The 18,616-nt window shown below is 58.8% G+C and carries 16 protein-coding genes; 4 read left to right on the top strand and 12 right to left on the bottom strand.

Going from position 1 to position 18,616, the window contains the following annotated elements; all coding sequences use genetic code 11:
• Positions 1-556: 556 nt before the first annotated feature.
• Positions 557-1,879 (top strand): GGDEF domain-containing protein, encoded by a 1,323-nt coding sequence (locus tag RBB81_RS05640; RefSeq protein ID WP_353073014.1) that lies wholly within the window; start codon positions 557-559, stop codon positions 1,877-1,879.
• A gap of 103 nt (positions 1,880-1,982) precedes the next feature.
• Here RBB81_RS05640 and RBB81_RS05635 read toward each other — a convergent pair whose 3' ends face one another.
• The 4 genes from RBB81_RS05635 to RBB81_RS05620 all read right to left on the bottom strand — a co-directional run bounded on the left by RBB81_RS05635 (position 1,983) and on the right by RBB81_RS05620 (position 5,697).
• The gene (locus RBB81_RS05635; protein ID WP_179580949.1) at positions 1,983-2,384 is read right to left on the bottom strand and encodes a hypothetical protein; all 402 of its coding nucleotides are present in this window, start codon (positions 2,382-2,384) and stop codon (positions 1,983-1,985) included.
• 127 nt (positions 2,385-2,511) lie between these two features.
• Entirely contained in the window at positions 2,512-3,510 is a 999-nt protein-coding gene (locus RBB81_RS05630; RefSeq protein ID WP_179580948.1) for a transaldolase, read from the bottom strand.
• A 77-nt stretch (positions 3,511-3,587) separates the two neighbouring features.
• Positions 3,588-4,436, bottom strand: a complete 849-nt coding sequence (locus RBB81_RS05625) for a fumarylacetoacetate hydrolase family protein (protein ID WP_353073013.1) — start codon at positions 4,434-4,436, stop codon at positions 3,588-3,590.
• Between the two features lie 7 nt (positions 4,437-4,443).
• Positions 4,444-5,697 (bottom strand): fibronectin type III domain-containing protein, encoded by a 1,254-nt coding sequence (locus RBB81_RS05620; RefSeq protein WP_353073012.1) that lies wholly within the window; start codon positions 5,695-5,697, stop codon positions 4,444-4,446.
• 233 nt (positions 5,698-5,930) lie between these two features.
• On the opposite strand from RBB81_RS05620, the gene RBB81_RS05615 reads away from it, so the two are divergent.
• Entirely contained in the window at positions 5,931-6,758 is an 828-nt protein-coding gene (locus tag RBB81_RS05615; RefSeq protein WP_179580944.1) for a helix-turn-helix domain-containing protein, read from the top strand.
• 44 nt (positions 6,759-6,802) lie between these two features.
• Here RBB81_RS05615 and RBB81_RS05610 read toward each other — a convergent pair whose 3' ends face one another.
• The 4 genes from RBB81_RS05610 to RBB81_RS05595 all read right to left on the bottom strand — a co-directional run bounded on the left by RBB81_RS05610 (position 6,803) and on the right by RBB81_RS05595 (position 11,854).
• The gene (locus tag RBB81_RS05610; RefSeq protein ID WP_353073011.1) at positions 6,803-7,858 is read right to left on the bottom strand and encodes an A/G-specific adenine glycosylase; all 1,056 of its coding nucleotides are present in this window, start codon (positions 7,856-7,858) and stop codon (positions 6,803-6,805) included.
• 217 nt (positions 7,859-8,075) lie between these two features.
• Complete coding sequence (locus RBB81_RS05605; protein ID WP_179580940.1) at positions 8,076-8,711, bottom strand: YdeI/OmpD-associated family protein; 636 nt, start codon at positions 8,709-8,711, stop codon at positions 8,076-8,078.
• Between the two features lie 40 nt (positions 8,712-8,751).
• Positions 8,752-10,509, bottom strand: a complete 1,758-nt coding sequence (locus RBB81_RS05600) for a L,D-transpeptidase family protein (RefSeq protein ID WP_353073010.1) — start codon at positions 10,507-10,509, stop codon at positions 8,752-8,754.
• Between the two features lie 142 nt (positions 10,510-10,651).
• Complete coding sequence (locus RBB81_RS05595) at positions 10,652-11,854, bottom strand: hypothetical protein (RefSeq protein WP_179580936.1); 1,203 nt, start codon at positions 11,852-11,854, stop codon at positions 10,652-10,654.
• A 147-nt stretch (positions 11,855-12,001) separates the two neighbouring features.
• On the opposite strand from RBB81_RS05595, the gene RBB81_RS05590 reads away from it, so the two are divergent.
• On the top strand, positions 12,002-12,439 hold the full coding sequence (locus tag RBB81_RS05590; protein WP_353073009.1) for a DUF2251 domain-containing protein: 438 nt from the start codon (positions 12,002-12,004) through the stop codon (positions 12,437-12,439).
• Between the two features lie 15 nt (positions 12,440-12,454).
• Here the strand turns inward: RBB81_RS05590 and RBB81_RS05585 are convergent, their stop codons facing one another.
• The 4 genes from RBB81_RS05585 to RBB81_RS05570 all read right to left on the bottom strand — a co-directional run bounded on the left by RBB81_RS05585 (position 12,455) and on the right by RBB81_RS05570 (position 16,260).
• Positions 12,455-12,961 carry a 5' nucleotidase, NT5C type gene (locus RBB81_RS05585; RefSeq protein ID WP_179580932.1) on the bottom strand — a complete coding sequence of 169 codons (507 nt, stop codon included), beginning with the start codon at positions 12,959-12,961 and terminating at the stop codon, positions 12,455-12,457.
• Between the two features lie 60 nt (positions 12,962-13,021).
• Positions 13,022-13,801, bottom strand: coding sequence for a zinc ribbon domain-containing protein (locus RBB81_RS05580; protein WP_179580930.1), 780 nt, complete (start codon positions 13,799-13,801; stop codon positions 13,022-13,024).
• A 101-nt stretch (positions 13,802-13,902) separates the two neighbouring features.
• The gene (locus RBB81_RS05575) at positions 13,903-15,585 is read right to left on the bottom strand and encodes a M1 family metallopeptidase (RefSeq protein ID WP_353073008.1); all 1,683 of its coding nucleotides are present in this window, start codon (positions 15,583-15,585) and stop codon (positions 13,903-13,905) included.
• 42 nt (positions 15,586-15,627) lie between these two features.
• Complete coding sequence (locus tag RBB81_RS05570; RefSeq protein WP_353073007.1) at positions 15,628-16,260, bottom strand: FMN-binding negative transcriptional regulator; 633 nt, start codon at positions 16,258-16,260, stop codon at positions 15,628-15,630.
• A 134-nt stretch (positions 16,261-16,394) separates the two neighbouring features.
• Between RBB81_RS05570 and RBB81_RS05565 the strand changes: the two genes are divergently transcribed.
• The gene (locus RBB81_RS05565; RefSeq protein WP_179580924.1) at positions 16,395-18,065 is read left to right on the top strand and encodes a DHA2 family efflux MFS transporter permease subunit; all 1,671 of its coding nucleotides are present in this window, start codon (positions 16,395-16,397) and stop codon (positions 18,063-18,065) included.
• Positions 18,066-18,616: the final 551 nt, after the last annotated feature.

Below are 18,616 nucleotides of genomic sequence, written 5' to 3'. Positions count from 1 at the left end.
TTTCGCCAGCCTGGTGTTTTAGCGGAGCAGGCTGGCGCGGAGGAGTGGCGTATCCGATTGAAGGGCTTGAGTTAGCTGAGTTGGAGACAGAATCCGGCGGCTTGCAGGAGTAATTTCGAGGCGTCGGCGTAGTTGATTTTTATGTTTGACTTTGTCAGGGATACCGCATAATTGTGCAACAAACAGCGTTTCTATCTCTGTAAGACCGACGAGTTACCAGGGCCCCCGCGAAGCAGCTGCAGTGAATTTTAAAGACCCGGCGGGAGGGTCAGAGATTTTGCTCTGTAATTTTTCTGCTGTCTTTAGAAGAGTTGACCGAGGCAGCAATTCGCCCATTGCAGGAAGGCTCTGCACAGTTCTTATTCTGGACTGTTGTTTGTTTCAAATCTCTCAGTCCTGAAATAAATGACTTTTGCCATCGCGCTGATGATGCTTTGTGGACTATTGTTCTGGTTCAGGGTTTGAGGATTAAAGGTGACGGCACTCGTTCTGTCACCGAAGAGGTAGCAAACGCATCCCGCGTGGCCTGCAGTTGGGGCCAAATCCAAGTGCGACGATGCCCGGGTCCGCGATGAACTTTGCGTTTCTTCCCGATCTTCTGGCGTTGATGATCCTGATTGTGATCCTGATGCTGCTGCGAAAACGGCATCCTCAGGAGCGAGCCGATCTGTGGCTGCTGGGCCTTTTCTTTACGCTGGTGGAAGCGGCTGCGCATACGTTTTACGCAGCGAATGGACCGCCGCAGAAGATTCTGCATGTGATCGTGATGGACTGCTACCTGCTGACGGGCATGATCTTTGTGTGGGCGTCGGGAGTTTACCCTGTCTCCAAGGCTTCGCGTCTGCTTTATCTCTCGCTGAATTCGCTGCCACTGCTGGCGTTGTGCACGGTCTATGGGTTGCACCTTAACCGGGGGATTGTCTTTTTCCCGTGCATGGCCGCGGGTATGGTGATTGGCGTTTCGACCTCGCTGTATCTTCGCCGCAGCTGGGTTGCGGCGGTGCTGCATGTGTGCGGATGGATGGCGATGGGCTATCTGATCCACATCTCCGACTACAGGTCGGCAGTGTATTGGAGCCTGTGTTGCGTATACGCAACCGCGGCGGTGAACTTCCAGCGGCGGCTGCCGACGGGAAGCACCGGCAGGCTGGCGATTGTAACCGGCTTCACGATCTGGGCGCTGTGCCTGTTTCTGCATCCGTGGATTGTGCAGTATCGCGAGTATGCCGATATCGCTTCGCACATATGGAATATGCAGAAGTCGCTGATCTCGATCGGCATGATTCTGGTGATGCTGGAGGAGCAGGTTTCGAGCAACGAGTGGCTGGCGCTGCATGATGAGTTGACTGGGCTGCCGAACCGGCGTCTGTTTGCGGACCGGCTGATGATGGCGCTCGACCGCGCTGAACGCACGCACAACCGGCTGGCGCTGATCGTTCTGGATCTGAACGGCTTCAAGAGAATCAACGACACGATGGGACACCAGGCGGGCGACCAGGTGTTGCGCGAGGTCTCAGCGACTCTGCGCAGGGGCGTGCGAGCGTCGGATACGCTGGCGCGGCTGGGCGGAGATGAGTTTGTGATTGTGGCGGCGGATGTGGAACCGGGAAAGTCACTGGATCACCTGTTGGAGACGGTGCAGAGAACGCTGGACCGTCCGATAGTGGTGGAGGGCAAGCCGATGGTGCTGTCGGCGAGCGTAGGCATGGCCGTATATCCGGAGGATGCCCACGACTCGATCCGGTTGCTGCGGGTGGCAGACCAGAGGATGTACGCATCCAAGCAAAGGCCGGGAGTCCAGACGGCTAAGGCCGTTACTCCGCTGACGGCCGCGGTGACCGATTCGCAGATGGCTGCGGTGGCGAGTGCGCAGAGGTAGGGCGTGGTTCTATTCGAGTGTGTGACGAGGTGAAACGAAGAAGGGCAGAGACCTGGCTTGATCGGTCTCTGCCCTTTTTGTAACCGTTTTGTGACGAATCGAATTAGTGGTGTTCGCCGCCTACATGACCGTGGCCGTCGCGCATCTCGTTGCCGTGGAAGTTCTCATTGTGATCGACGTGGTACTCGGGTCGCGGGGCCTCGCCACGGGCAGGGTATGGGCCGTGATATCCGTGCTCGGGATGGTAGTGGTTATCGACGTGTCCATAGAAGTGTTCGGGGCCGTGAAACCAAGGACCGGCACCGATGAAGACCCCACTGGTGAACCACTCGGGACCGTAGTAGCCATAGGGAGCACAGTTATAGGGAGGAGCTTCATAGTAGCCGTATGGGCAGCTGGGAGCGGGTCCAATGTTGACGCTGATCTGAGCCTGGGTTTTAGGAGCTGCAACTGCGAAGCTGAAAACAGCAACTGTAGTTGCGGCGAGAATTTTTGCAACGTGCATTTTTCACCTCTGCCTGTTTAGAGCAGAACGAAAGTGTGGGGGGTTGCCAAAAATAAATCCCGTTCTAAGGCAACTCGGCGGCCCTTTGATAGGCCGCCGAGAGATATGCAATGGATTTTGTTGAGGATTAGCGAGTTGCTGCGGCGGGTTCGCCGATTTCGCTGAGACGTTTTTCGAGGATCACTTCGAGATCGACGATGGCCTTGGAGAAGCCGTCGATGCCTTCCTTCAGCTTGTCGGTGGCCATGCGGTCTTCGGCGTGCATCTTGTCGAAGGCGGCTTTGTCCATCGGGATCTTCTTGATGTCCAGGCTCTGTGCTTTGGCGGGATCGAGCTTGCGGGGCAGCGGGGCCTGAGTGCTTTCAAGCTCGGTGAGCAGCTTCGGTGCGATGGTGAGAAGGTCGCAGCCGGCGAGTTCAGTAATCTCGCCGATGTTGCGGAAGCTCGCACCCATGACGACAGTCTTGTAGCCAAATTTCTTGTAGTAGTTGTAGATGGTGGTGACGGACTCAACGCCGGGGTCGTCGGCGCCAACATAGTCCTTGCCGGTGTCTTTCTTGTACCAGTCGAGAATGCGTCCGACGAAGGGCGAGATAAGGGTGGCCTTGGCTTCGGCCGCAGCGACGGCCTGATGAATACCGAAGAGCAGGGTCATGTTGCAGTGGATGCCCTCCTTCTCGAGGATCTCAGCGGCACGGATCCCCTCCCAGGTGGAGGCAAGCTTGATGAGGACGCGGTCGCGTGAGATACCGGCCTTGTCATAGAGAGCGATGATGGCGTGGGCCTCGTCGATGGACTTCTGGGTGTCGTAGGAGAGGCGGGCGTCAACCTCAGTGGAGACGCGACCGGGGACTATGTCGAGGATCTTGAGGCCGAAGGCGACTTCGAGAGGCCGGAAGGCGGTTGCGGCGATTTCTTTGTCCGAAGCGTTGGGGCCTGCTTCTTTGCGCACTGCTTTGAGCACGTCGTCGACGACGGACTGGTATTCAGATTTCTCGGCGGCGGCGGCAATCAGAGATGGATTCGTGGTCGCATCCTGCGGGCGGAACTGCTGGATGGCGTTAAAGTCTCCGCTATCGGAGACGACGGTAGTGTATCCGCGAAGCTGTTCGAGTAACGATGCCATAATCTTTCTCCTTGGCTGTTGGTACAGATTTTATCAAGCTCTGAGGGATTGCGCTGTCTGTTAGAGCGCGGCGGATGCTAACTGGCGGCAAACTGATTTTCGAGCACGCCCAGGCTGTCTATTTCCACTTGGATGCGGTCACCGGGCTGAACGGCTCCTACTCCTGCGGGAGTTCCTGTGGGAATGAGATCGCCGGGCTCGAGGGTCATGGTTGCTGTGATGTAACGGAGGAGATCGGCGATGGGGAAGATGAGGTCGCGGGTGCTGCCCTGCTGCTTAACGATGCCGTTGAGGCGGGTGGTTACGGTGACGGGCGAGGGATCCTTGTCTCCGAAGCCGACGGGGTCGATCTCGTCCGAGACGATGGGGCCGACGGGGCAGAAGGTGTCGAAGCCCTTGCCGCGGGTCCATTGGCTGTCGGACTTCTGGATGTCGCGGGCGGTGACGTCGTTGACGCAGACGTAGCCGCGAATGTAGGGGCGGACGTCTTCGTCGGGGCCGATCCGGTAGCAGCGACGGCCGATGACGATGCCTAGTTCTCCTTCATAATCAACGCGATTGGAGATCGCAGGGATGCGGATGGTTCCTTTGGGGCCGAGCAGCGAGGAGGGCGGCTTGAGGAAGAGGAGGGGTTCGGCGGGGACTTCGTTGCCGAGCTCCGCGGCGTGGTCGCGGTAGTTGCGGCCTACGCAGAGAATCTTCGAGGGGGTGACCGGGGGCAGGAGATGCAGGTCGTCGAGGGGAGTGGGTTCGAAGTCGACGGCGAGGGTTGGGACGGGAACTCCGCCGAGGATGCGGGCGGTCAGGTCTTCCTGCGGGGCTTGCATGGGAAGCGTGGCCCAGAGGATGCCATTGCGCTTCTCTACCAGGGCGTAACGAGGGAGAAAGGTGCCGTTTTCAGACGACAGGTACTTACAGTAACGCATGTGTTTTTTATTGCTCCCTTAATGTTTCCTGCACGTCGGCGCTTGGGGCGCTCTCGTTTCCGGTGGCATCGACCGCGGTAACGCGATAGGCGTAGCGATGGCCGGGGATTGCGGTTTGATCGCGGTAGGCAGGACCGACGATCGGGGATGGGTTCAGGCGCGTTGCTGGTCCCGCAACTTGGCCTGTCGAGGTAACTTCCTGTCGATACACACTATACCCGGCGAGATCGGGATCTGTGTCAGGGGTCCATGAAAGATCGATGGAGCGGTCTGATGGGGTGGCTCCGTCGGGGACGGCCTCAAGCCCAGTCGGGATCGCGGGTGGGAAGGTGTCGAGCATGGCGACCGTGACCGGAGCGGAGAGCTCGCTGCGAACTTCGAGCGCGTGGCCTGCGAGGGAGATCTCGCGAACCCGTCTGGCCGTGTAGCGGTAGCTCTCGCCCTTCTGCGTGGTCTGGTCGATCGTGCCGCCTGCGTCTGCGGCGCGTTTGGGAGTTTCCAGCTTCACGTCATCCGGAGTCTCTGGCTTGGTCGTTGACGTCGCCTGCGGCTTTGCAGAGGCGAACGCGGCGGGAGGAGAGGTCTTTCTGGATTTGCTTCGGAGCGTGGGTTTCAGGGCGGTGGAAGAGGTTGAATTAGACGGGGCAGAAGTTGCAGCGGTAGCGGCGGGTGCGACCAGATGGCGGTCAAGCTGCACCTGGGAGTACCCCGGAGCGGCGTCCTTCTGCTGCTGCCACTCGAGCTGAATGCCCTCGCGGATGGACGTCGCCCGGAGCTGCTCGACCGGCGGAGGGGCAGCGCCGGCGGCGGCGAAGGCTTCGGACGAAGAACCTGCCGAGCGCTGGTGGACGTTGAAGAGCTGAACCCTGTAGGCGAGGAGAGAGGCCGGATCCGCGGTCAGGGCTGGAGGGAGAAGCTCCTCCGCATGGCTCGATCCGCTTTGTACCGGGAGGCGCTTAACTACGGCACAGGCTGGAGTTGCAGGGGAGGCCGAGACGGAGTAACGGCAGATCTCCGCGGTGATTGTGCCTTTGATGGCGATGTGATCGGTCGTCTTCTCCGGGGTCGTCCAGTGGAGAGTGACCGTGTCGCCCACCCTCTCAGCGGTGAGGTCCTTGACGACCTCGGGCAGATCGAGGGATGGGGCATGAGGCGGTCCCGGACTGGCGCAGCCCGCAGCAAACACAATCGATAGCGCGACGGCGCTGAGGGATAACCATCGCCGGATCTGCGAATGGCAAGGGATGAGCAAAAACTTCATGGTCTGTGACCATCATAGGCCAGAGAGTTAGAGAACCTGGGGTCCGGACCTGCACGGTGCGGTCAGGAAGACCGCCGAGATCGAGATGACGAACGCGAAATCTTCTGGCCGAAGATCTTTTTGCGAAGAGGGGATGTGTGCAGGTAAAAATTTCGCATCCAATCCAAAAAGCGAGCTAATCCGTACATCTTTTGATCGGGTTTCAACGTCTGTTGGTGTAGCGAATAAATCTTATGAGCAAAACAATCTCTTCCCCTACTCTTGCCACTGCTGAGATCTCAGTTCAAACCGATAGCTTCGTCCCCGGCGGCGAAGCAAATTCGGCGGTAAACGTCCGGCACCTCCAGGTCGACGGGGAGGCGGCTGAGTCGTTCATCGCTGAAAAGCGCATTGGGGAACGGATCAAACACCTGCGACTGAAGAAGTCGATGGGCCTGGTGGAGCTGGGTCGCCATACCGGACTGTCGGCGAGCTTTCTGTCGCAACTGGAGACGGGGCGCGTGGTGCCGACGCTGCGGAACCTGGCGCGGATTTCGATGGTGTTCTCGAAAGACCTGAGTTATTTCTTCGATCCGGAGCCCCAGACCCTGTTCCGGGTGCATCGCCGCGATGAGCGTGTGCGCCTGCCGCAGACCGGGGCTGACGACCCTGCCTACTTCTTCGAGAGCCTGGGATACCTGGTTCCCGACCGTCAACTCGATCCTTACTTCGCGGAGTTTCTGCCGGAGAAAGAGGGCCGTTCGCCGCGCGCTCACCAGCACGTCGGGTGCGAGTTTCTCTATTTGCTCTCGGGAACACTCGATGTGCGGCATGGCGAGACGGTTCACCATGTAGGGGCGGGCGATGCGATCTACTTCGACGCGAACACGATCCACAGCTACATGTGCACCGGCAAGACGGCCGCCACAGCCGTGATCGTAACGTTGCAGCATCCGTTGTTGCTGCAGCTCGGGAGTGGCACGCGGTCGTCGAATACGACCAACGGGAAGGTGCGCGGCATTCCGGGCTCGATTCTGCCGCAGACTCCTGCTGCCAAGAAGATGTCTTCGCAGATGCAGTAGTTCGGACGACCCTATACCGGCAAAGCTTTTGCGAGTGAGGCTTCTCAGCGTGGGGGCGAGAAGGTTTTCACTCCCGGCAGCTTCGGTAGATTTACTTTCATGACGTCGAGACGCTGAAGGACTTTGCGCGTCAACCCAGTCAAGGGCTTTGAGTTCAGCCTGCTGGTCAGGACCCAGTGCAGATCACTCTTTGCAGCCGGAACAGCCCGGCGAAGTCCACGATCCTGCGGTCCGCTGGCAGCGTAGACCTGCACGTAATAGTTCGTGGTTGTGATGGAGTGCCGGATACGCAGCATGGGTTCTCGGCCCTGGACTGCGTCCTGCGGCAGCGGTGGCAGCTCGTACATGTTCGGCATCAGGCTGGCGTCTTCGGCGCGAAGCTGCAGGAGAACTTCGGTGAGGGTGCCGCGCTTTCGCAGGCTGAGCAGGTACGCGGCGGGGCGGCTGAGCTGCGCGACACGCGGCGGCGTAAGGTGTTCGCCGCGAGTTTTGCACATTGCGTACACAGGGCAATTGAGACAGAGGGGAGCCTTGGGCAGACAGATGGTCGCGCCGAGTTCCATCATGGCCTGGTTGTGATCGCCGGCGGCGTTGGTTTGTTCGCCGATGCGCCGGTTTGGTACAAGGGCAGACGCCTGTTTCTGGACGAAGGCTCGACCGGCGGCGTCTCTTTGCTCTGGCCGTCCGGTGAGGCGCAACAACACTCGCTCCACGTTTCCGTCGACGACGGCGATACTTTCTCCAAAGGCGATGCTGGCGATGGCGGCGCTGGTGTACTCGCCGATGCCAGGTAGGGTGCGCAGCTCCGCGGCAGTGCTGGGCAGGATGCCGCCGCGCTCCTCGGTGAGAAACTGCGCGGCCTTGTGCAGCATGCGCGCACGACGGTAGTAGCCGAGGCCCGACCACATGGCGAGAACTTCGGCCTCAGGCGCGAGCGCGAGAGCAAGGATAGTAGGGAAACGCCGGAGAAAGCTCTTATAGTGATCGATGACAGCGGCTACACGCGTCTGCTGCAGCATGACCTCGGAGAGCCAAGTCCGATAAGGATCGCTGACGTGGCGCCATGGAAGCTCGCGTGCGTGGGTCCGGTACCAGCTCATCAGTCTTCGCCGGAAGAGAGCGGGGTCGAGGGATGCGCTTCTCGGAACAGCGGGGTGCACTCGATCCTCGTTCGTGATTGCTGGCCTGGGCAGAGAAGACATCGCTGCAAGTCTATAGCGTCGTGGAGGGATACACCCTGAAAATTTTTTATGGATGAAGTAGCGTTCGGTGCGGCAGTGATCGTAAGCGATGAGGCGAATCTTTGTGCGAAGGTCCTTAGCAGTTCTGATACTTCCAGTTGCGCTGCTTCCCTTCGGCGATCCATTCGACTGCGGTTGCGACGCGCTTTTCGCGTGTCTCGGGACGCTTGGCGTCGGCGATCCAGTCGGTGTACTCGCGTTTGCAGCTTGGGCTGAAGGCGGCGAAGACTGAGGCGGCTTTCTTGTTCTTCTTCAAGGCGGCGGTGAGCTCCTCGGGTGTTTCGACTGCGGGCTTTGGAGCTTTTACGACTTTGCCCCTGGCTGCCATGGGGCTGGTGTACTCGCCGCGGTCGATGAAGGCTGTGGCCTGCCGGATGAGGGAGAGCATCTGTTTATCGGAGGGGAGGTCTTTGATGCTGGTGATGCGGCCGAGCGTGCCCATGCCGCCGCGCTGGACGATGCCGGCCTCGGTCAACACGGCGCCGATCTCTTTGCCCCAGAAACCGAAGCTGCAATGCTCTTTGAATGCTGCCATGTTGCCGAGGATGACGCCGCCGTACTCGAAGAACGGCATGCTCCACTTGATGGTCTCTTCGACGCGTGGACAGCTTTTATGAATGAGCTCGCGGAGATGCTCGAGGATTGGTTGCGCGAAGGGTTTGGACTTCGCGATGTACATGTCTACTCTGGCGTTGAAGTTTGCCGCTGGCATGCGTTCTCTCCCTGTTTTCAGGACAGCAGTTTACACGGCGCTAGACCGTGTCGCCCTCCTTGGTTTTGGGCACGATGGGTTCAGGCTTGATCGGATAGGGCGGCCCTTTGGAGAAGACCTTCTGCATCTCTGAGTCGTAGCCGTAGATGTCGTCGAAGAAGTGGACTTCGCCGCCGTCTTCGACGATGGCGGTGAGATAGAAGATGACGATGGGCAGAGGAGTTTTGAGGCTGACGGTTTTGTTGTCCGGGCCGCTGTTCATGGCTTCGTTCACCTTGTCGAGATCCCAGTCACCCTGGCCCTGGAGGATCCAGGCGGCGAGGTCGGCAGGTTTCTGGACGCGGATGCATCCGTGGCTGAAGTCGCGGCGAGTCTGCTCGAAGAGCGAGACGGCCGGCGTGGAGTGGAGGTAGATGTCGTACTGGTTGGGGAAGATGAACTTGACCAGACCGAGCGAGTTCTTGGGGCCGGGCTTTTCGCGCACCATCACGGCTCCTTGCGCCACCTGGTGGGCGGTGTAGTCGGTTTGAATGACGCCCTTGTTGTTGGTGACCTCGAAGTTCTTGCTGGTGAGATAGCCGTGGTTGGATTCGATGTGCGGTACCAGCTCCTTGCGGGCGATGTCGACCGGAACGCTCCAGTAGGGGCGGAAGACGAGGTACTTCATCATGTGTGTGAAGACAGGGGTTTCGTGCTGGCCCATTACTTTGCCTACGACGACGCGCATGGTGAAGTCGAGCTTGTGGTCGGGGTCATAGCCGCGCAGAACGAACTCCGGCAGGTTCACCATCAGGCGGGCGTGCAGGTAGGGCTCGGGGAGCCAACGCCAGCGCTCGAGGGAGTCCTGCAACTGGGCTACGCGGAGGTCCATGGGGACGTTGAGAGATTTGATGGTCTGCGGCGTGAGCTTGCCGTCTTCGGTGAAGCCGTGGCGATGCTGATAGTGCTTGACTGCGTCGGAGAGAGTGGCGTCGAAGGTGGCGGGAGACGCGAGGGTGGCGTTGGATTCGGCGTCGCCTTCGAGCTGGAGCCTGGCGAGCAGGGCGGGTAGCGCGGGATAGGCGCCACCCGTTGAGATCGCCTTTGGCACTGTGGGCAGTGGCTCTGCCTGCGTCTGGCCTTGTCGCTTCGCGAGATCCATGTAGTGTGCCAGGGCTGCTTCGGTCTGGCGGTACTCTTCGGAGCCAGGTTCGACGCCAGCGATAAGCTTCGGCACGTCGGCAGCGTCTACAGCGTTGTCGGAGACGAACTCGGCGAGGTCGTACTTCTTGTCCTGGACGGGAATCTCGAAGTTGAAATGCGATGGGTTGACGCGGCCTATGCGCAGATCGGAGATGTAACGCATGACGTTGACAGTCATCGCCACGTCGAAGAGCGAGATGGCGTCCTCGGATTTACTATTTAGAGCCTGCACGCGGTCGGCCCAGCGCGGCGCATCATAGTCCTCGGGGATGAGGCCCTTCGCTGCGGCGTCCTGAAATGCCTGGATGAAACCCTTTGCGGAGGTGGTCGGCGCGCCGTCGCGGGTCCACGCGACCTCGTAGTTGCGATCGTCGTAGAAGGTCTTGATGATGGATTCGTAGTCGGAGAAGTTTGGCCAGCGGAGATTGGGGACTTTGGTGGTGTCTACCTTCTCGGGCGGCAGCGCTTTTTTCTCGACGAGCTCGTGCAGCTTATCCGCGTACGCCGTCGTGTTGGGTTGAGACTTCGACTTACGGTGGCGATGGCATCCGCCGACCAGCAGCAAAACAGTAAGGGCCGATGCGGTACAGGCGGAGCGAAGAGAGACTTTCATCATTACGGACAAGACCATCCTTCAGGACGCGACAATTTATGAGGGTGCGGACCTATTATGCAGTATCTGCAGAGAATTTCGCGCAAATCAGCCGGCTAACCAGTAGCGAATCGGGATACAGGCGGCCCTCGCTACGGGGAGAGGTCTAACGTGCGATTTCCGGTAACAGCGACAGACAGAGAATGAATTGCATGAGAAGGATTGCCCCTGACAGAGCTAGAAACATCTTCCGTTGACGCATCTCCAGGACATCTGCGAAGACTCCGCCGACAAAGGTGAAGAGGAATGGGAGTGCCCACAGCCATGGTTGCGATATAGTCTGCGTCGTTACTAGCGGAAACAACAGGAGAACCATGACGAGCGGCGCGGTGTTGCCAAAGTAGCGGCAGCGGCGGGTTGAAATGTAGAGCAGGAGCGATACAAGCGTCGCTACTATGATGGGTGCATTCGCCGTGCTCAGGAAGAAGCGTTTTGCTCCATCGAGCGCAAACCAGAAACGTGCGCCGCCGCCGGTGAAGACGTAGCTGAATGGCGCTGGACGGAAGGCGTAAGACGCGAAAAGAATCGCCAGGGCGCCGATCGCAGAGAAGACGAGGATCTGCATGACATAGCTGCGGCGACGCTGCGCGAGATACATCATCCACACGACTGCCATCGCGAAGCCGATGATTGCAGCGAGTAGATGCGCGGCCGCTGTAAGTCCCAGTGCGAGGGTGAGCAATGCGATTCGCGGCCGCCACTTGCTTCGCGGCCCTTGCATCGCGTGGGCGACTCCCATGGCGGTGTAGACGAGCCCGTAGAGTCCCCACATCGCCAGCACTTCGTTATTTGGGGTTACGGCGGACCGGACGATGGCGGGACAAAAGCAGTAGAGTCCCAGCGCAAAGAATCCGCCTTCATTTCCGAAGAGCCGCCGACAGACCCACCACAGACCGCCGCCAAGCCAGATCGCGAAGAAGATGAAGGGCAGGTGGAGGAGATATTTGACGCTGAAGAGCTCGTGCCGCGCCTCCCACGTTGAGCCGTTCAGCGAGCTCTGCGCGTAGAGGCGGTTCTCCGGTTTGCGAAGCTTGTCCGCACCGAGCATGGCCAGACGCTGCACGGTAAGAGGTAGCCCAGCGACGCGATACGCAAAGGTACCGTCTCCGTTGAGATTGCCGCAGGTGGTGAAGTAACCGGCCAAAGGCGAAGGCCGCTCCCACATCTCGCGCCCGCACTCCGCGTAGCGGTAGTCCTGTTGGGAGAGCTGCTGCCGGCCCACGACCCAGAGGCACTCGGCCAGAAAGACTAGTAACAGCAGCGCAGCCCACTGCTGCGGTCGTCCGAACTTAATGCGGGGGAGCTTCATTCCCATTCTGAAGTAGGCCGGCCTTTATCTTTCCTCAAGTCTGATTTCCGATCGGGCTGTCCGGGTGCACTGGCGAGCAATTTGCTGCGCAGCTAGCACTGCCGGAGACGTTTCAGCAGCCGCCTCATCGAGTGTATCGTGAGAGATATGCAGTCGCTTTCTTTTACTCCTGGCCGTGCGTTTCTTTCTGTCAATTCGTCGATCGTCCCTTGGACCGTGGTCTTTGAGGATGAAGGCGTCGCGGGATACTTCTATGCCTGCGATCGCTCGCAGGAGGTGCATGAACACAGCATTATGGATGCAATGCTGATCTACAACGTAGCCGCGCTGGCCAAGAGCGACGTCGAGCTCCAGCGTCCTGAGCCACAGCGCATCGCCTCGGTGGAGTGGTCGCGCGATGGTCTGCAGGCGGTGCTTTATCTTGATGGGACCGCGCAGGCACTTTATGACTTTCAGGCGCGCTGCGGATACTGTCGCATGGACTTTCCAAACTTCATGTCGGAGCAGGGGGATACGTGGCGCAAGTCGAGCCATGCGTGGTCCGATGCTGCATTGCAACGTTTTGAGTCGAACCTCTACGCCTGACGAAGCGGCTCAAGGTCAGCCGAGAAACAGCTTCTCCACGTCGAGCCAGTCATTGACGCGTTTATAGCCCGTGACACCGGCGTTGTGGGGCGAGCTGTAGAGGATACCTTCGCCCATGAACCGTCGCAACTGCCGCGGGTTGTCGTCGATGAGATAGTCTGCGCGCAGAATGCTTTTGTCGCCGCAATAAACGATGTGGGATGCCGGGATAAACGGGAAGTGCTTCGCTAGCCAGCGATACTTCGCCTGGAAAGAGGTTGGAACTTCCATCGCCGCGGTCGCGATAAAGACTTCGTAGTTCATGTGCAGCCGCTGCAGCACACGCTGCGACTCCGGCATGACGGACAGCACTTCGAAGAAGTCCTCCGAACGCAGATAGGCGTCGAGCACGGCATGGCGGTCTACCGATACCACATCCCAAAGCCACTTGCCCTGCAGGTCTTTGAGCGTAACGTTTTCGCTGAAGTGCTGGTTGTAGCGGAGGAGATGCTCACCGAGCGCATCGGCCATCACCTCGTCCATGTCTATGCAAATTCTCTTCAAGATCTCACGCTGGCCCTTGCTGAATCGTGTTTGCTGATTTTAGAGGGATCGAATGATTGATGCCGCGATGCTCTCTACCGGAACCGTCTTGCGCTGCGGAGCGTCACGCGCGGGATCGTAGTAGAGCAAGCGGCCGCAACTCTCGCAGGTCATCATGGTCTCGTCATTGCCGCGGTCGCGAAGGTCGTTCCAGCGTTGTGGCCTCACCATCATCTGGCAGGCCATGCACTTCTGGTTGAGCGCCTCGGCTACCGCGGTTCCCTTCGCCTTTGCGATGCGATCATAGGTGGAGAGTGCAGCCTCGCCGACCTCTGCGCGAACCGCGGTGCGTTTCTGCTCCACCGCGGCCAGCAGCGTCTTATCAGCGGCGATGGTGTCGGTGGCTCGGATTCGCTCGCGCTCCAAAGTGGCGGACGCGTCGGTGACGGCTTCGTCGGCAAGCTTCTTCTGCGACTCGAGTCCTTCGCTGCGCTCCATGCTTTCGATCTCAGCGTCTTCGAGCTTGCTGATCTCCGCCTGAGCGAAGGCGATCTCGTGCTCGAATGCGGTTACCTGCACGGTCGTTGTGGCCAGGTCCATGTGCTTGCGCGTGCGGTCGATCTTGGCTTTCTGGTCCTTGACGTCAGACTCCTGCCGGCGTCGCAGTGCCTCTTCTTTGGCTATCAAGTCAACGATAACTGCGCGTTGCCCTTGTGTCGCCTTTGCCTTCGCGTCAAGCGCCGCCACGTGCTTCGGCAGCGCGACCATCTCATCGCGGAGGCGTTTGGCCTCTACGTCGTGTGCCTGCAATACGATTAGTTTCTCAAGGTCCGGATGCATCTGACGTCTCTCTTTCCACTCGGTTCGATCGCTGAAGAGGCTCAACTACAGCGGAAAACTCGAAGTCTAGCACTGCTCTCGTCACTTGTTAAGTATGCGCCTTACTGTTTGGCTAGCTTATCTACGGTGATGTAGTACAGATCGGTCGCCACCTCGAACTGATCTTCGGTGAGCGGCGTCTTCATGGTCTGCCACTCCGTTGTGGGATGAATCGTCTCCCAGTGCCCCTTCAAGCCTACGCGCACTGGCATGGCAAAAGCTTTTTCGTCTGCCTTCCAGCGGTATTGGACCGTGCTTGCGGCCTCGTCGAACTTCAGCTCCAGCGCGGGGATCGCGGTGTGACGCAGATACTGATCGAAGACGGGCGTCAGGTTCATCCCGGTCTGCTGGTTGAAGTACTGCTCGACGTCTTCCGTCATGATGTTCTGATATTCGAAGTGCTGATAGAAGTCGTGGATCAGCGCAAACCAGCGGGCGTCGTCGTCCACGATACTGCGCAGGGTGTTGATGAAGAGAGCGCCCTTGAAGTATTGATCCTGCGGCGGCTCGGCGTTGGTGCCGCGTGCCGTGATGATGGGACGGTCGTTCTTCACCTTCTTCTTCAGCGCGTTGACATACTTCACCTCGTCTTCGTGGCCGTAGTTGTACTCGACGTAGAGGCACTCGAGGTAGGTGGTCCAGCCTTCGTGGATCCACATATCGGACTTGTCGGCTGCGGTGATGGCGTTGCCGAACCACTCGTGGCCACTCTCGTGAATGATGATGAAGTCGAAGCGCGGACTGATACCGACGCCGGTCCAGTCGCGGTCGAGATAGCCGTTGTGAAAGTGGTTGCCGTAGGCGACGGCGCTCTGATGCTCCATACCCGCGTATGGAACTTCGATGAGTTTGTAGCCATCCTTCTTGAAGGGATACTCGCCGAAGTAGTGGTAGTAGGCCTTCATCATGCCCGGCACCTGCGCGAACTGACGCTTCGCTCCGTCGAGGTCTTCGGGCAGAACATAGTAGTCGAGAGGAAGATCGCCGAACTTGTCGTCAAAGTGAACGTAGTTGCCGATGTTCAAAGCGACGTCGTAGTTGTTGATGGAGTAGTGAACCTTCCAGTCCCAGCGTGTATAGCCGTCGCCAAGATCCTTCTTGCCGATGAACTTTCCGTTCGATACATCCATGAGGCCGTTCGGAACGGCGATGTTGATCTCCATTCCGTCCTGGGGCTCGTCGCGCCACTGGTCTTTGTTCGGCCACCAGACGCTGGCGCCGGTCTCTTCGCAGGCGGTGTTGATCCAGGGATGGCCGGAGGTGTCCTGTTTGAAGGTGAAGCATCCGAAGCGGCCAGTCTCGACGGGGCTTCCTGAATAGTGGACGTCGATGGAGTAGGTGTGGCCGGTACGCAGAGGTTTCGGGAAGTCGACGAAGAAGGTGCCACCGTCGCGCGCATACTTCAACGAAGTTTTGCCCATCTCGATCTTGTCGATCTGCAGGGTAGGGAAGAGCTCGAGCTGTATGCGTGTGCCGTCCGCGAGCATCTTGAAGCGGATCGTATTGCTGCCGCTGATGAACTTCTTCTCGGGATTGACGCGAAGGTCGAGGTGATAGAAGAGGAGATCGTTGTTGGCGCGATACGGCCCGTAGGATCCGCGCAAAAGATCGGCGTGGGTAGGCTCTTTGATCGCAGGCGGCGGGGGGGCCGGGGCAGTGGGCTGCGACGTCTGGGCAGAGATCGGGATGGCGATTCCTAACAACAAGACGCTTAGAGAAGAGTTGCGAAGGGCGACTGAGAGCATTGACTTTAGCCTATCGCGATTTGCCCCAAGTTGGATTGCGGATCAACTGCGCTTCTCGACAAGAGATTTCATCGCATGGCTGTCCGTTGTGTTCAAGTCGGCGAGGCCGTTCGCTACTCCGTTGCGATCCTGCTCGGAGCGATTCTGGCTGACCTTCCATTTGCCCTCTAGTCGATCGATGACCATCTCAAGCCCAACGATGCCCTTTATCTGCGAGGCGATATAGTCTGCGGGGGCATCTTCGATCTTCCACGGAGCTGGGGAATCGGCCTCGTGGATCGTTGTGAGGCTGTGCAGATGGGCCATCAACCATTGGCTGTCCTCGACGACACGCAGATGACCGGACGCATGAACCACGACGTAGTTCCAGGTGGGCACCACCTTCCCGCTCTCCTGTTTCTCCGGATACCAGTTGGGCGTGATGTAGTGCTGTGGACCGGAGAAGATCGCAAGCGCTTCGACCTCGGGTGAGAACTCTCGCCACTGCTGGTTCGCTCGCGAGAGGTGACCCTTCAGGCGGCCCAAGGGTGTGCCATCGCGTTCGAGAACCATTGGGATATGCGATGCGAAGAGGCCGGCCGTCCCCATGGTGATGAGAGACGCAAATGGATGTTCTTCGATCAGTTTATGGATGACCGGAGTGCGGGTTTCGCTATTTGCCCGAGGAATGTACATTTCCGCTTCTCCCAGAAGCCTTGGTTATGAAGTTATCACCGTATCGAAACGGTAGGCCGTCGTGTGGATTGGCCGGAATTTCGCTGCAACTCTCTGAATCCCGGCGTGCGCCGATACAATCGAATAAACCACACATGGCAGCTACAGTAATCGAACTCCCCGAGGCGCAGCTCTCTGAAGCGCATAGTCCCGAGCACCATCCGACTGTGGAACGGCCCTGGCGTCCGCGGATCAACCCGTGGATCGTTGCCATGACGGTAACGCTCGCGACCTTCATGGAGGTATTGGACTCCTCGATCGCCAACGTTGCGTTGCCGCACATCGCCGGCGGTCTGGGAGCGACGCAGGACGAGGCGACGTGGGTGCTCACCGCGTATCTGGTCGCGAACGCCATCATTCTGCCGGCCGGGGCTTACATGACAACCTTCATCGGGCGCAAGAAGTTTTACATGATCTGCGTTGCACTGTTCGGCATCAGCTCCGCTCTCTGCGGCTTTGCCCCTTCGCTTCCGATCCTGATCTTCTGCCGCGTTCTGCAGGGCGTTGGAGGGGGCGGTCTCGCACCTTCGGAACAAGCGATCCTCGCCGACACCTTCCCACCTGAGAAACGCGGACAGGCCTTCGCGATGTATGGCCTCGCCGTTGTCTGCGCTCCCGCAATCGGACCGACCCTGGGTGGCTATATCACGGACAACTTCGACTGGCGCTGGATCTTCTTTCTCAACGTTCCCATCTGCTTGATCTCGCTGTTCCTCACCTCGCGCATTGTCGAAGATCCTCCCTACGTAAAGAAGCAGGTTGAACTGTCGCAGAAGGGCGGCATCAAGCTCGACTTTCTCGGCTTCGGCCTGCTGGGCCTTACCTTCGGCTCGCTCGAGTTCATTCTCGACAAGGGCCAGGAGGATGACTGGTTCTCCTCGAACCTCATCACTTTCTTCGCCGTCGCCATGGTCATTGCGTTTGTCGCGATGATCTGGTGGGAGCTCAAACAACTCCGCGAAGGCCATCGCCCCATCCTCAACCTGACGCTCTTCAAGCGCCGCAACTTTTCGATCAGTTTTCTGCTGATGTTCGTGCTGGGTTTCTCCCTCTACGGCACCACCATTCTGATCCCGCAGTTTGTGCAGACGCTGCTAGGCTACACAGCGGAACTTGCCGGTCTGGTACTTTCGCCTGCGGGCCTAATGATGATGTGCATGATGCCCATTGTCGGCGTTCTGGTCGGCAAGGTCGATCCGCGCAAACTTATCGGCTACGGCTTCATCATGCTGACATTGTCGCTGATCACAATGCACACGCTGAACCTCGGCGTGAGCTACGGATACCTGGTCTTTGTGCGCTGCTTCCAGGCGTCAGGACTTGCGTTCCTGTTTATCCCGATCAATACGATCTCGTACATCGGGGTAAAGCAGTCTGAGAATAACGACGTGTCGGGCCTGACGAATCTTGCGCGAAATATCGGCGGCTCTGTGGGAACGGCGTTCGTCGCCACCATGCTCACACGCCGCACTGCAGCCCACGAGACGAACATGGTACGCAATCTTACGACTGGCAGTGCTTCCTTCATGAACCGGGTGGCAAAGCTGAAAGGCATGTTTGGCGGCCACAGCAGCGGAAACCCCATGACGGGCACCGGCTCCCACACAGCGCAGGCGTATCTCTACAACGAGCTGCACCGTCAGGCGGGCATGCTCGCCTACCTCGACATCATCCAGTACATGGCGGTCTTCTGCGCGTGTATGCTGCCTCTGCTCTTCTTCATCCCGCGGCCACCCAAACACGCGAGTCCTTCCGCCGGCCATTAGACCTTCTCCAGTTACAAATCGTCGATTGAAAAAAGACGTGCCAAATGAACGCGGGGTTACCTTCGAGAGGGGTACGGGGTGGACAATGACGCGCCGTTTACCTGGTCTTCAACCCGATGAAGTCTTTGGCTGACGATGACCACGGCCTCGGCGACGAAAAGAAGTTCACCACTTTACTGAGCGAAGGCGAGCCGAAGAAGTTGAGGAAGTGGAGAGCCCTCCTGCGTTGAGTCAAGCCCGACTAACTTGTTCGCCTTCAATCCGAAGATCTGTCATCCGGACGAACGCTGGGGAAAGAGGACGGCTTCTGGAAACCAACTTCAGCCACTGCGGCCAAACAGACCACCTCCAATCCCGATCAGTAGTAATATCTGCGCAAAGAGACTCGCAGCCGTGCTGATGCGACTCTATTTGACTGCAACGTTGTCGTAGACGCGCACAGTCCCTTTACGAATTCATTATGCCTTCTTGACGAATTCGTTATAGCCGGCTCGCTAGGCTCTGGATATCAGCGTCCGGCGGCCTGGCAGCTCCATTCATCAGCCACGGCG

The sequence above is a fragment of the Tunturibacter gelidoferens genome (assembly GCF_040358255.1).
Classification (GTDB): domain Bacteria; phylum Acidobacteriota; class Terriglobia; order Terriglobales; family Acidobacteriaceae; genus Edaphobacter; species Edaphobacter gelidiferens.
This window is presented reverse-complemented; position numbering and strand designations above follow the sequence as displayed.